A 13,130-nucleotide genomic window follows, 5' to 3' on the forward strand; every position below is an offset into this window, starting at 1 on the left:
GGTGGCAGAACCGGCTCATGAATTGACTTTCCGAGGTTTCCGTCCATTCTTTTGCATTGGAATCTGGAGGGTATTGGAATGACCAAGAAAAAGTATGAGGCGCCTGTGCTGCGCAAGGCGGGAAAATTGTCCAGTCTGGTGGCCGGCGGGGCGTCAAAGGCGCCTTAAGACTTCTGCGATTTTCGGTTTGCTGAAGCCAAAGCCATTGTCAGACCACTATGCGCTTGCTGGCAAAGGGGGAAATGAAATGACCAAGAAGCAATATGAGGCGCCGGTGCTGCGCAAGGCGGGCAAGCTGTCCAGCGTGACCGCGGACAACGGTGCGTCCGGTCCGATCGGTCCGGCGGGCTGACGGCCGGCTCATAACGCCGCCTGATTGGAGTATAGGGCAAAGCCTCTCCGCTACATTCCCCAGCGCAGCGCCGCCGTATGCACCGGCGCGTCCCACAAGCCCGTCGTTTCGCCATCCAGCATGGTCAGCGTAATCGAGCAGCCGGCCATGTCGAGCGACGTCACATAGGACCCAACCAGCGAGCGGGTCACTGTCACGCCGCTGTTTTCGAAGATTTTGCGGGCGCTATTGTACATCAGATAAAGCTCCATCAGCGGCGTACCGCCAAAGCCGTTGATGAACAGCAGGGCGGGGCCATTCGCCTTGTCGCCGAGATCGCCCAGGATCGCGGCGCAAATCTCCTCGGCGATCGCATCGGCGCTCTTCAACTTGTCGCGACGCCGGCCGGGCTCGCCATGGATGCCGACGCCGAATTCCATCTCGCCGTCGCCAATGTCGAAGGTCGGCTTGCCCGCCGCCGGCACGGTGCAGCTGGTCAGCGCCACGCCCATTGAACGCGTCGCACCGTTGACGCGGTCGCCGAGCGCCTTGAGATCCGCCAGCGCCATGCCTTGCTCGGCGGCGGCGCCGATGATCTTTTCGACCACCAGCGTGCCGGCAACGCCGCGCCGGCCGGTCGTATAGGACGAGTTTTCGACTGCGACGTCGTCATTCGTCACCACCTGCACGACGCCGTCGGCCATCTCGGCGGCCATGTCGAAATTCATCACGTCGCCTTCATAGTTCTTGACGATGAACAGGCAGCCGGCACCGGTGTCGACGGTTGTGGCCGCCGCCAGCATCTGGTCCGGCGTCGGCGAGGTGAAGACCTGGCCGGGGCAGGCGGCGTCCAGCATGCCGTGGCCGACAAAGCCGGCGTGCAGCGGCTCGTGGCCGGAGCCGCCGCCCGAGATCAGCGCCACCTTCCCCGGCTTCAGCACCTTGCGGCGGATGAATTTGTGCTCGTCACCGACCACTAGAATGTCGGCATGGGCAGCAACCAAGCCGTCGAGGCTTTCGGTCAGCACCGTGTCGACTGAATTCAGAAATTTCTTCATGTGTCCTCCCGAACACCAGGAAACGCTCAGCCCCCGCTGTTACCGGTGATGCTGGTGATCTTCTGGATGAAATCATTGACCGCCCTGTCGAGCGCCGCATTCTGCTTGTCGTCGCCGAAATCGGGCACGATCAGCGAGACATGCCGCGTCTTGCGCATGCCTGCGGCGATCGACATCTTGCCGGGATGCGCCAGATGATAGGCGGCGAGAAAATGATCGCGCTCGGCCGGGCTGAAATGGCAGACAGAAAAAATAGCCGGCAAATGTTTCGATGGGATCGGGATCGAATAGGCTGGGCTGGAGATTTGCGTCACGAAGCTGCGGTGCTTGCCCAGCGCATCGGCAAGGCGCTGGCGCATGCCCGACGGGCGCTGGTCGATGACCTGCGACAGGATCGTCTTGTAGGCGCGGATCGCCTCGTCGGAGCCGGGTTCTGGTGTCTTGTCGACCATCTCAGCCACGCCTAGATCGCAACATCTGCTATAGTCGCCTTGGCCATGGCAAGTTGTGCAGGAGCGACGGAAAGATCGCGCAGCCCGGCCTCAATCAGGGCCGGTATCGCTGCGGGGTCGCCGCCGGCATCGCCGCACAGGCTGACCGGGATCTTTGCGCGCAGGCCGAAAGCGGCGACTTCAGCAATCAGCCGCAATACGGCCGGATGGCGGACCGAATTGAGGTGTGCCACCGCAGCGTTGTCGCGGGCTGCCGCCATCACATACTGGGTCAGATCGTTGGAGCCGATCGAGAAGAAGGCGACATCGGCAAACGCCTCCGGCGCGATCGCCACCGACGGCACCTCGACCATGATGCCGAGCGGCGGCATTTTTTGCGCGACGCCGCGCGCGACGAGCCCAGCCTGCTCTTCCGCGAACAGAGCGGCGGCACGTTGGTATTCTTCGCTAACGGCAATCATTGGAAACATCACCTTCAGACTGCCGTGCACGGCGGCGCGCAGCAACGCCCGGATCTGCACACGAAACACGTCCGGCCTTGCCAGTGACAGCCTGATGCCGCGCAGGCCGAGGAACGGGTTGCCCTCCTCGACCGTAAAGCCCGGCACCGGCTTGTCGCCGCCGGCGTCGACAGTGCGAATGGTCACTGGCTTGTCGCCCGCCCATTCCAGGACCTTGCGGTAGGCGCGGTATTGCGTCTCCTCGTCCGGCGCCGCCCTGCCGAACAGGAATTCAGTCCGCATCAGCCCGACCCCGTCGCAGGTCGAAATGTCGATGACGTCGACATCGGACGGGTCGGCGATGTTGACCTGCACACGCACCGTCGTGCCGGCCTTGGTCACTGCCGGCCTCGCCAGATAGGCGTCGGCCTTGTCGCGGCGTGCCGCAAACGAAGACGACGAACGGCGAAAGGTTTCGATCTCGGCCTTTGAGGGCGCCAATACAATGCCGCCATGTTCGGCATCGAGCAGGGCTAGGCAATCGGGATTAGCCGGCGAAGAGCCAAGCCCCACCACCATCGGCACACCGCGTGAGCGCGCGAGCATCGCAACATGACTGGCGGTGCTGCCGGCCCTTAGCGCGATGCCGCCACCGGCGCTCCAGTCGGTCTCGAGAAAGCGCGTCGGCGCAATGTCCTCGCCATAGAGAATGGCGCCCGCTGGCGCAGCGCTCTCCTGCTCCTCGGTCAGCGCGCGCAGCACGCGGTCGCGGATATCGCGCATGTCGGCAGCGCGCGCCCGGAAATAGTCCTGGTCTGACGTTTCATAGCCGGCGATCTCAGCGTCCAACGCCTGCCGCCAGGCTAGGTCAGCCGGCATGCCAGACGGGATCGCGGCGAAGGCCGGCCCGGTCAGCGCCTCGTCCTCCAGCATGGCAAGCTGAAACTCGAGAATGCCGGCGGCCTCTTCATCGGCGGTTTCGATCAGGGTCGCAAGCCGGTCCGTCGCGCTGGCGAGTGCTGCTTCCAGAGCAGCCTTCTCCTCGCCGGCTGTCGCCTTGCCCGTGTAGCGCGCAGGGCCGCGGTCGAGATTGAACAGCGGCCCTTCGGCATAGCCGGCCGAAGCCGAAATACCTTGCAGCCTAAGCGGTTCGGGCATGGCCCGCGCCCTCGTCGAAATCGCGCCGCACCAGTTCAGCCAACGCGCCGACCGCCTCAGCAGCGGCCTCGCCGCTGGCCCTTATGTGCAGCATGGTGCCTTTCGGCGCCCTGGTTGCCATCACCTTGACGATGCTCTTGGCGTCGAACCACGGACCGTTGGCGGCGAGTGCTATTTCCACCTCGGCGGCAAAGCTCTTGGCGAGCTTGGTGAACTTCACCGAAGGGCGCGCATGCAGACCCACCTCGTGGGTGATCAGGACGGTCGCCTCGGCAAATGCGGACATGCGCTCAAAATTCCCGTTCACTCACGACGGCGACAATTCATGCGCCGTCGCCACCACTTCCTTCAGCGAGGCGCCGCCGGACGCCTCGGTCGCGGCCATCACCGCACCTTCGACGATCGGCGCGTTGCAGACGACAATCTTCTGCGCCCGCGGCTCGCCGATCATTTCCACCGCCATCTCCGAGTTGGTCTCGGCGCCGCCGAGATCGACGAGGATGGCGACGCCAGCCTCCGACCACGCCTTTTCGATGGCGCCCATGATTGCCTCGACACTGGTGCCGAGCCCGCCATGACCGTTTCCGCCGCACCATGCAAGCGGCACTTCGTCGCCCACCATCTGGCGCACCATGTCAGCGGTGCCTTCGGCGACCAGCGGCGAATGCGAGACGATGACGATGCCGACATTGCTCATGGCTGACCTTCCAGCGCTTCGCCGATCGCCCGCACCAGCAACGCGACCGAGCGTCCGCCGGCATCCATGTGACCGATAGAACGGTCGCCAAGGAACGAGGCGCGGCCGCGCAGGGCCTTCATCGGAATGGTCGCGTCGGCCGCCCGATCAGCGATATCGGCGATCTCCGCCGCCGTCTTTCCACCCGCAAGCGCGTCATGCACCGGCTGCAGCACGTCGAGCATCGTCTTCTGGCCGACCTGCGACTTGCCTCTGGCGGCCACCGCTTCGATCGCCTTGCCGAAGGCAGCCGTCAGGTTGGCGTGATCCGGCTCTGCCGAAATCTCCTTGCCGAGCGCCAGGAACAGCGTGCCGAACAGCGGCCCGGACGCGCCGCCCACCGTCATCACCAGCTTGGTGCCGATCGCCTTCAGGGCCTCGGGCACCGGTTTGGCCGAAAACGCCGCTGCCTCGGCCCGCACGGCTTCAAAGCCGCGCTTCATGTTCAGCCCGTGGTCGCCGTCGCCGATCGCCTGGTCGAGCGCGGTCAACTCCTCGGCGTGGGCGGCAATCGTGTCCGCAGCGGCCGTGACCAGCCTGGCAAGATCAAAGACCGCCATATCCAAATTCCCGGTTTCGGTCCTGCCGGCAGTATCGAAAGATTTTTCATTCGACAACTGAAGCATGCCGTCAGGCCGTTGCATACAGGGCGGCGGCGGCCGCGAACACTTCGGCAACGGCATGCGCGCCGGGGTCGACCACGCCCTGCAATTTGGTGCCGACATAGACGGAGCGCCCGGCTTTCGCCTTCTCCATGGCCGCCGTCGCCTGGGCGCCGTGCCGGGCTGCTGTCGCCGCAGTGTCCAGGTTCCTGGCGTCGAGCGCTTTCAGCGCCGGTTCCAGCGCATCGACCATGGTGCGATCGCCGATCTTGGCGCCGCCGTAGAAGGTCATCCGGTCAAGGCCGGCAAGCAGCGCCTTGGACAGGGTCGCACCCGTATTCGTAGCCTGCGCTGCCGCCGTGAAGAAGATCGACAGCAGCACGCCCGAGGAACCACCCATGGCGACACCCAGGAGATCGCCCACCGCCGCCAGCGTGGCGGCCGGATCGGCCAGCGGCAGCGCATCGAGCCTTTCCAGCACACTGCGCGCCCCGGTCGCTACGGTCGAACCGGTGTCGCCGTCGCCTGCCTTGGCATCCAGCCCGTTCAATGTCTCTTCGAGCCCGATAAGCCGCTCGCAGACCGTGACGACAAGCCGCCTTGTCCGCGCATCCTCGCTCGGCTTGCGCGTCGTGCTTTGTCCGGCTGCCTTCGCCATCGGCACGATGGCAGGCGCTGCAACGGGCTTTGCCGGCATCCAGGCGTGCGGGCCGACCGGCGCCAGCAAGGCCGCCTCGCGCGCCGCATCGAGCTCGATCAGCGACAGCGAGAAGCCGTTCATGTTGAGTGCCGTCATCAGTGGGCCGGGGCCGATGGCAAGCTTCACGGTCCTGGCCAGCGGCGAGGCCAGCACCGCATTGGCGACCAGCGACATTTCGAGCGGCGGCACAGAACCGAGATTGTTGATCAGCAGCGCGTGGTTGGCCTTCGGGTCGAGCCTTGCCGCGAGCCGCTCCGCCATGATTGCAACAAGCTTGTGGGCGCTTTGCACCGCGATGCGCTCGACGCCCGGCTCGCCATGGATGCCGAGGCCGAGTTCGCCATCATTTTCGCCAAACCGCTCTTCATGCGGCAGGCCGGGGATCGAGCAGGACGACAGCGACATGCCGAGCGAGATGATATCCTTCGCCGCCGTGCGCGCCGCCGTTGCGATCGCTGTCAGATCGTTTCCCGTCTCCGACAGATGGCCGGCTATCTTGTGCACGAACAGGGTGCCGGCAACGCCGCGCGGCTGGTTGATATCTGGCAAGGCGATGTCGTCGGCGACGATCGCCATCTCGACGCGAAACCCTTCGGCGCGTGCCTTCTCGGCCGCCAGTCCGAAATTGAGCCGGTCGCCGGTGTAGTTCTTGACGATCAGCAGGCAGCCGGCCGGTCCGGTCACCGCGCGGATCGCCGCCAACACCGCCTCGACGCTTGGCGATGCAAAGATCTCGCCCGAGACCGCCGCCGTCAGCATGCCCTGGCCGACAAAGCCGGCATGCGAAGGCTCGTGCCCGGCGCCGCCACCGGAGACAACGGCGACCCTGGTCTTATCCCAGTCGGCGCGCAACACGACCTTGATTTCGGGATAGCCGTCGAGGCGCGCGAGATCGCCCGAACCGATGGTCCGCAACAGACCGTCCAGCGCCTCGGTGACGATCGTTTCCCTGCGGTTGAAAAAGTGCTTCATCGAATTCGTCCTGTATTCGTCAATCAGAAGCCGGTGCCGTACCTTTGGCGAGACACCGAAAACCTCACATCAGTCTTTGCCCGTCGGCGCCGAAATAGAGCGGCGACCGGTAGCGGATCACCACTTGGTCGCCTTGCGCCAGATCCGTATCGGGGTCGGTCAGCGTCACCAGCTTCTTGGCCCCCACCGTCACATGCAGATGGTTCTGGTCGCCGAGATGCTCGACCCAATCGACGACGCCGTCGGCGTGGCCGTTCGCGGCCTTCTCGATCGACAGATGTTCGGTGCGTGCACCGATCGTCTTGGTGCCGGTCGGAGCGCCGCCATCGGGCAGTAGTCCGGCAGGCAGAAGATTGATCGCCGGCTGGCCGAGCCGTGCCGCGACATGAAGATTTGCCGGCTCGGAATAGATCGTGCGCGGCGTGCCGATCTGCACCAGCACGCCATCGGCGAGGATGCCGATGCGGTCGGCCATGGTCATCGCCTCGATCTGGTCATGCGTGACATAGAGCATGGTGGCGCCGAGCTCGGCCTGGATGCGTTTCAGCTCGAGCCTGAGATCGGCGCGGAGCTTGGCGTCCAGCGACGACAGCGGTTCGTCCATCAGATAGATCGAGGGCTTGCGCACCAGCGCGCGGCCGATGGCGACGCGCTGCATTTCACCGCCGGACAGCTTGGTCGAGCGGTTGTTCAGCTTGTGGTGGATACGCACCATCCTGGCCACCTCTTCGACGCGGCGGCGGATCTGGTCCTCCGGTATTTTCCGCGCCGGCGAGCGCAGCGGGAAGGCGAGGTTGTCGTAGACCGACAGATGCGGATAGAGCGAATACTGCTGGAACACGAAGGCCGTGTCGCGCTCGGCCGGCGACAGCGCCGTCGCATTGTGCCCGCCGATATGGATCGTGCCGGCGTCCGGCTGCTCCAGCCCGGCGATCAGGCGCAGCGTGGTCGTTTTGCCGGCGCCGGTCGGCCCGAGCAGCACGACGAACTCGCCATCCTTGATCTGGAGGTCGAGATTGCTGACGGCGGCGTGGTCGCCAAAAGTCTTGGTCACGCCTTTGATGTGCACGTCAGCCATGCTGCGCTCTCCCTTGAGAGGCCGTGTCGTGGATCGCGGTGCGCACCGCGCGGCCCGATCCCTTGTCGAACAGCGACAGCCGCGCGCTGTTCAAGGTCAGGCCGACATGATCACCAGCAGCGAGCCGGATTTCGGCCGGCACGCGCGCCTTGATGATGCCGTCCGCCGTTTCCACCGCGACGATCTGCGTCGTGCCGAGATATTCCGTGCCGTAGATCGCGCCACGCAGCTTTGAGGCGTCGTCGAAGCGGATGTGTTCCGGCCTTATGCCAAGCGCCATGTCGGCTGGTGCGATGTCCTCGCGCACCTCCGGCACCGCCACCTTCGCGCCCTGGACGACGATTTCCTTTGCCCCCTTGGCCAGTCCACCGCCAAAGCCCAAAAAGTTCATCGGCGGCGAGCCGATGAAGTCAGCAACGAACATGGTTGCCGGGCGGTCGTAGATTTCGCGCGGGCTGCCGAACTGTTCGATGACGCCATGGTTCATGACAGCGATCTTGTCGGCCATCGACATCGCTTCCATCTGGTCGTGGGTGACATAGACGGTGGTGGCATGGATGCGGTTGTGCAGCTCGCGCAGTTCATGGACCATCAGGTCACGGAACTCTGTGTCGAGCGTGCCGAGCGGCTCATCCATCAAAAAGCATTTTGGCCGCCGCACGATGGCGCGGCCGAGCGCGACGCGCTGGCGGTCGCCGCCGGCAAGCCCTGAGACCGATTTGTTCAGCAGATGGTCGATGCGCAGCAGCTTTGCGGTTTCTTCGACGCGTTGACGGATTTCGGCCGACGGCATGCCTTGGGCCAAAAGCGGGAAGCCGATGTTCTTGCGCACATTCATGTGCGGGTAGAGCGCAAACAGCTGGAACACGAAGGCGATGTCGCGCTCCCGCGCCCGGCGCATGGTGACATCCTCGCCGCCGAGCAGGATCTGGCCGCCGGTCGGCAGTTCGAGGCCTGCGATCATGCGCAATGTCGTCGTCTTGCCGCAGCCCGACGGCCCGAGCATGACGAAGAATTCGCCATCCTCGACGACGAAGCTCGAATCCTGCACGGCGACGAAATCGCCGAAGGCCTTTCTCAGGTGTTGGACGCGGATTTCGGCCATGACTATTCCGGAAATTTCGAGACGATGATGAACATCACCGTGCCGGCAAGCATGGTGATGAAGGAGTAGGTGTAGAGCGCCAGCGCGAAGGGCTGGAACAGCATCAGGAAGCCGATGGCGATGATTGCGGTCGCGATGTTTTCCAGCAAGCCGCGCCGAGCCCAGCGCGGCCAGCGCGATTTGCGTTTGGTGGGTTGGGTCAGGCTCATTTGCGCACCGCGCCGAAGGTGATGCCGCGCAGCAATTGCTTGCGGAGCAGAATGGTGAAGACCAGGATCGGCACCAGGAAGATCGTCGTGCCCGCCGCCACCGCCGGCCAGTCCTGGCCGCCTTCGCCGATGATGGTCGGGATAAAGGGCGGCGCGGTCTGCGCCGTGCCCGAGGTCAAAAGAGCGGCGAAGGCATATTCGTTCCAGGCGAAGATCAGGCAGAAGATGGCGGTCGCGGCAATGCCGGTGGTGGCCTGCGGCAGCACGGTGCGCCAAAAGGCCTGCAACCTGGTGTAGCCGTCGATCATCGCCGCTTCCTCATACTCGCGCGGGATCTCGTCGATGAAGCCCTTGAGAAGCCACACCGCGAGCGAGACATTGACCGCCGTGTAGAGCAGGATCATGCCGAGCGCTGTATCGGAGAGGCCGAGCTCGCGGTACATCAGGTAGATGGGAATGGCGACGGCGATCGGCGGCATGAAGCGCGTCGACAGGATGAAGAACAGAAGATCATCGGCCAGCGGCACCTTGAAGCGCGAGAAGCCGTAGGCCGACAGCGTGCCGAGGAAGACGGCGCAGAAGGTCGAACCGAAGGCGATGATCAGCGAGTTGACGAAGCGCGGCAGGAAGTTGGACGGGCCGGCAATCACCATGTTGCGCTTGCGCACCGTCTCGTCGCAGAAGCCGGTCGCCGGCCCCAGCGAGTTGATGTATTCCGGCGTCTGCCGGGTGCGGGTCGTGAACAGGTTGCAATAGCCCTCGATGCTCGGCTGGAAAACGATCTTCGGCGGATAGGCGATCGAATCCGGCGGCGTCTTGAAGCTGGTGGCAAAAATCCACAACAGCGGCACGATCGAGATCAGCGCGTAGGCGACGATGATCGTGCCGGCGATGCCTTTTGCCGTTCCCGACGGGGCGACGACGGAGTGGGCGGTGGTCAGGCTCATCTCTGCTTCACCTTGTTGAGCGCCTTGACGTAGATGTTTGCGAGGCCAAACACGGCGACGAACAGGATGATGGCGAAGGCCGAGGAATAGCCGGTGCGCCAGCTCTCGAAAGCCTGCCGCTTCAGCGTGATCGAGGCGACCTCGGTGGTCGAGCCGGGGCCACCGCCGGTCAACAGATTGACCATGTCGAACATCTTGAAGTTCTCGATGCCGCGGAAAAGCACCGCCAGCATGATGAAGGGCAGCGCCATCGGCAGTGTGATCGACCAGAACTGCCGCCAGTTGGAGGCGCGGTCGACCTCGGCCGCCTCATAGATGTATTCGGGGATGGAGCGCAGGCCCGCGAGGCAGATCAGCATCACGTAGGGCGTCCACATCCAGGTGTCGACGATGATGATCGACCACGGCGCCAGCTCGACGTTGGACAGCATCTGGATGTCGGTTGGCGGGATGCGGGTGACGAACGAGATGGCGTAGGCGAACAGGCCGATCTGCGGCTCGTAGAGGAAGCGCCAGAAATTGCCGACCACCGCCGGCGACAGCATCATCGGCACCAGGATGATGGTCGTCCAGAAGGCGTGGCCGCGGAATTTGCGGTCGATCAGCCAGGCCAGCGTGAAGCCGATCAGCGTCTGCAAAAGAATGGTCCAGAACACGAAATGTGCCGTCGTCTGCATGGCGATCCAGATGTCCTGGTCGCCAAGGATGCGCTGGTAATTGGCAAAGCCGAGGTTCTTCACCACCTCGTTCGGCCGGTTGGCCCGGAAGTTGGTGAAGGACAGATAGATCGCCCAGAACAGCGGGAAGATGTTGATGGCGAGCAGCAACAGGATCGTCGGCGAGATGAACAGCCAGGCGAGGCCCTTGTCGCTGATGCCCCGGACCTTGCGGGCCAACGGCTCCGGGGTCGCCCGGGCAACGTTCTCCGCAGTCCGATTGAGCATGGTGAGTCCTGCTTCGGTCACGTCAAGTCTCGACACTGGAATTTATCTGAACTGCGTCCCGTGCCAAGGGTGGCACGGGACGCGTCGGTCTGGCTCGGGAGGAGCCGTTGGTCCGATTACATCTTGCCGTCGTCCTGGAAGACCTGCGTCCAGTCCTTGACCAGGCCGTCGAGCGCATCCTTGGCCGAACCCTGGCCAGCGACGACATAATCGTGGAAGCGCTTCTGCGACGCCTGCAGCAGCGGCGCATAGCTCGGCTCGGCCCAGAAGTCCTTCACGATCGCCATCGAGTCGAGGAAGGTCTGCGCATAGGGCTGGCTGGACGGGAAGGCCGGGTCCTTGACCACCGCGTTCAGGCAGGAATAGCCGCCGAGCGACCACCACTTGGCCTGCACGTCCTTGTTGGCGAACCATTTGATGTATTTCAGCGCCGATTCCTGCTTGTCGGAATAGGACACAACCGAAATGCCCTGGCCGCCGAGCTGGGCGAACTGGTCGCCGTCCGGACCCTTCGGGTTGACGAAGTAGCCGATCTTGTCGCCGCCGACATTCTCGTCCTTCTGCAGGCCGGGCCAGGTGAAGGCGAAGTTCATGTGCATCGCCACCTGGCCGGATTTGAACGCATCGACGCCTTCGCCCATGTAGCTGTTCGAGGCGCCGGGCGGGGTGCAGCAATCATAGAGCGCCTTGTAGAATTCCAGCCCCTTCACCGATTTCTCGGAGTTGACGAAGCCTTCCATTTCGTAGGGCTTCTTCGGGTTTTCGTACTGGAAACCGAAGCTGTAAAGCACGTCCATGGCGCCCATGGTGATGCCTTCCGAGCCACGCTCGGTGTAGATCGAGGCGCCATAGACGGTCTTGCCGTCGATCTCGCGCTTCTGGAAGAATTCGGCGATCTGCTTCAACTGGTCGAAAGTGGTCGGCGGGCCGAGATCCCAGCCATACTTTTCCTTGAACTCCTTCTGCAGTTCCGGCTTGGAGAACCAGTCCTTGCGATAGGTCCAGCCGACGACGTCGCCCATGGCCGGCAGCGCCCAGTAATTCGGCGTGTTTTTCGGCCATTCGGAATAGCCGACGACGGTTGCCGGCACGAAGTCGTCCATGCTGATCTTCTCCTTGTCGAAGAAGTCGTTCAGCTTGACGTAGTGGCCGTTTTCGGCCGAGCCGCCGATCCACTGGCTGTCGCCGATGATCAGGTCGCAGAGCTTGCCGTGCGAATTGAGCTCGTTGAGGAAGCGGTCGGCATAGTTGGTCCACGGCACGAATTCGAATTTCATGCCGATGCCGGTTTCCTTGGTAAAGTCCTTGGACAGTTCGACAAGCGCGTTGGCCGGATCCCAGGCGGCCCAGCACAGCGTCAGGTCTTCAGCGTGCGCAACGTTCGAGACAGCTGTCGACGCGGTGATCGCCGAAGTCAGTCCCAACGCCAGTTTCAAGCTCGATTTCATGCCTTCCTCCCATTTGCGAAACGCGCCCGGATGGCGGTTTCAAGAGCCCCTCAACCCTCGCTCCTCCGAGGGCCCAAACATGGCGGCGCGGTGCGTCGCAGATGTTTAGTAATTTGTTTAGTGATGCAATTTTTACTAAACAAGGCAAGTGAATTCGTTGCTGCGCCGCAGCATTTCGAAACGAGGATTGAAATCGTTGGGAAATGATTGCCGGAGGGTTCGCCTGGAGGTTGCTTAGCCGGCGTCCCTTACAATTTTCGTCTGTGGCGTCACCGGCCGAACAGGCGGCGCGGGCGGCAGCAGCCCGCGGATATCGGCGAAGGGAAATGTCGGCTCGAAGCGGAAGGCCTCGGCCAGTGAACCGGCGACGCCGTTGCATTGCCCGGCGCGAAACTCATTCTGGACGCGCGCCCTGTCGATATATTGCTCCGGCATCTGCGAGCGGTGCGCGCGGATCGCCTGTGCTTTGACATCGCGGTAGGCGGAAATGTCGACGTAATGCGTCGGCGAAAATCCGGTTCCGCCCATCGTGTCGGCATGCAGCACCGGGACAGCGAAGGAAGCCGCGATGCGCACGCCGTCCGACAGCGCACGGTGGTCGGCGTGATAGTCGTTGGGCGCATGCGTGATCACCAGATCCGCTGCTGTCTCGCGTATCAGCGTTTTCAGCAAACTGATCAGTGCCGCATCCGCCACCAGTTCGCCGTCGGGAAAGTCGAGGAAGCGCGGGGTCGCGCCGAGCAAAGCCGCAGTGGCCGCCGCTTCCTCGCGCCGGACACGAGCCAAAACGCTTGGGTCGCCCTTGCCGCCCTTGGCGCCATCGGTGGCTATGGCAAAAGTGAGTTCTGCGCCTTGTGCCGCATAGGCAGCCATCGTACCGAACATGAATATCTCGATGTCGTCCGGATGCGCCCCGAGCGCCAATACCTTCACCGCACTCTCCCCGGAAA

15 protein-coding genes are annotated in these 13,130 nt (G+C 63.5%); 1 reads left to right on the forward strand and 14 read right to left on the reverse strand.

What is annotated here, in order from left to right:
* Positions 1-247 precede the first annotated feature (247 nt).
* Positions 248-352, forward strand: a complete 105-nt coding sequence (locus AC1D1N_RS18550) for a lasso RiPP family leader peptide-containing protein (RefSeq protein WP_192249562.1) — start codon at positions 248-250, stop codon at positions 350-352.
* A gap of 50 nt (positions 353-402) precedes the next feature.
* On the opposite strand, the gene dhaK is transcribed toward AC1D1N_RS18550, so the two are convergent.
* The 14 genes from dhaK to AC1D1N_RS18620 all read right to left on the reverse strand — a co-directional run bounded on the left by dhaK (position 403) and on the right by AC1D1N_RS18620 (position 13,113).
* On the reverse strand, positions 403-1,389 hold the full coding sequence (dhaK, locus tag AC1D1N_RS18555; protein WP_477350253.1) for a dihydroxyacetone kinase subunit DhaK: 987 nt from the start codon (positions 1,387-1,389) through the stop codon (positions 403-405).
* Between the two features lie 26 nt (positions 1,390-1,415).
* Positions 1,416-1,841 (reverse strand): hypothetical protein, encoded by a 426-nt coding sequence (locus tag AC1D1N_RS18560; protein WP_477350254.1) that lies wholly within the window; start codon positions 1,839-1,841, stop codon positions 1,416-1,418.
* An 11-nt stretch (positions 1,842-1,852) separates the two neighbouring features.
* Entirely contained in the window at positions 1,853-3,439 is a 1,587-nt protein-coding gene (gene ptsP, locus AC1D1N_RS18565; protein ID WP_477350256.1) for a phosphoenolpyruvate--protein phosphotransferase, read from the reverse strand.
* On the reverse strand, positions 3,423-3,725 hold the full coding sequence (locus AC1D1N_RS18570; protein WP_192249570.1) for an HPr family phosphocarrier protein: 303 nt from the start codon (positions 3,723-3,725) through the stop codon (positions 3,423-3,425). Before AC1D1N_RS18570 ends, ptsP begins: the two co-directional genes overlap by 17 nt.
* 21 nt (positions 3,726-3,746) lie before the next feature.
* Positions 3,747-4,136, reverse strand: a complete 390-nt coding sequence (gene dhaM, locus AC1D1N_RS18575; RefSeq protein ID WP_142867578.1) for a dihydroxyacetone kinase phosphoryl donor subunit DhaM — start codon at positions 4,134-4,136, stop codon at positions 3,747-3,749.
* Entirely contained in the window at positions 4,133-4,735 is a 603-nt protein-coding gene (gene dhaL / locus AC1D1N_RS18580; RefSeq protein WP_477350259.1) for a dihydroxyacetone kinase subunit DhaL, read from the reverse strand. Before dhaL ends, dhaM begins: the two co-directional genes overlap by 4 nt.
* 70 nt (positions 4,736-4,805) lie before the next feature.
* Entirely contained in the window at positions 4,806-6,449 is a 1,644-nt protein-coding gene (locus AC1D1N_RS18585; protein WP_477350261.1) for a dihydroxyacetone kinase subunit DhaK, read from the reverse strand.
* 64 nt (positions 6,450-6,513) lie between these two features.
* Positions 6,514-7,527 (reverse strand): ABC transporter ATP-binding protein, encoded by a 1,014-nt coding sequence (locus AC1D1N_RS18590; RefSeq protein ID WP_477350263.1) that lies wholly within the window; start codon positions 7,525-7,527, stop codon positions 6,514-6,516.
* The gene (locus tag AC1D1N_RS18595; RefSeq protein WP_436257836.1) at positions 7,520-8,632 is read right to left on the reverse strand and encodes an ABC transporter ATP-binding protein; all 1,113 of its coding nucleotides are present in this window, start codon (positions 8,630-8,632) and stop codon (positions 7,520-7,522) included. Before AC1D1N_RS18595 ends, AC1D1N_RS18590 begins: the two co-directional genes overlap by 8 nt.
* A gap of 2 nt (positions 8,633-8,634) precedes the next feature.
* A complete protein-coding gene (locus AC1D1N_RS18600; RefSeq protein ID WP_112560587.1) occupies positions 8,635-8,841 on the reverse strand; it encodes a hypothetical protein in 207 nt (68 codons plus the stop codon).
* On the reverse strand, positions 8,838-9,788 hold the full coding sequence (locus tag AC1D1N_RS18605; protein ID WP_112560588.1) for a carbohydrate ABC transporter permease: 951 nt from the start codon (positions 9,786-9,788) through the stop codon (positions 8,838-8,840). The genes AC1D1N_RS18600 and AC1D1N_RS18605 overlap by 4 nt, the downstream gene beginning before the upstream one ends.
* Entirely contained in the window at positions 9,785-10,732 is a 948-nt protein-coding gene (locus tag AC1D1N_RS18610; RefSeq protein ID WP_112560707.1) for a carbohydrate ABC transporter permease, read from the reverse strand. Before AC1D1N_RS18610 ends, AC1D1N_RS18605 begins: the two co-directional genes overlap by 4 nt.
* A 116-nt stretch (positions 10,733-10,848) precedes the next feature.
* Positions 10,849-12,180 (reverse strand): ABC transporter substrate-binding protein, encoded by a 1,332-nt coding sequence (locus AC1D1N_RS18615; RefSeq protein WP_477350265.1) that lies wholly within the window; start codon positions 12,178-12,180, stop codon positions 10,849-10,851.
* 234 nt (positions 12,181-12,414) lie between these two features.
* On the reverse strand, positions 12,415-13,113 hold the full coding sequence (locus AC1D1N_RS18620; RefSeq protein WP_477350267.1) for a PIG-L deacetylase family protein: 699 nt from the start codon (positions 13,111-13,113) through the stop codon (positions 12,415-12,417).
* Positions 13,114-13,130 lie beyond the last annotated feature (17 nt).

Source organism: Mesorhizobium sp. P2_B5, from assembly GCF_056404775.1.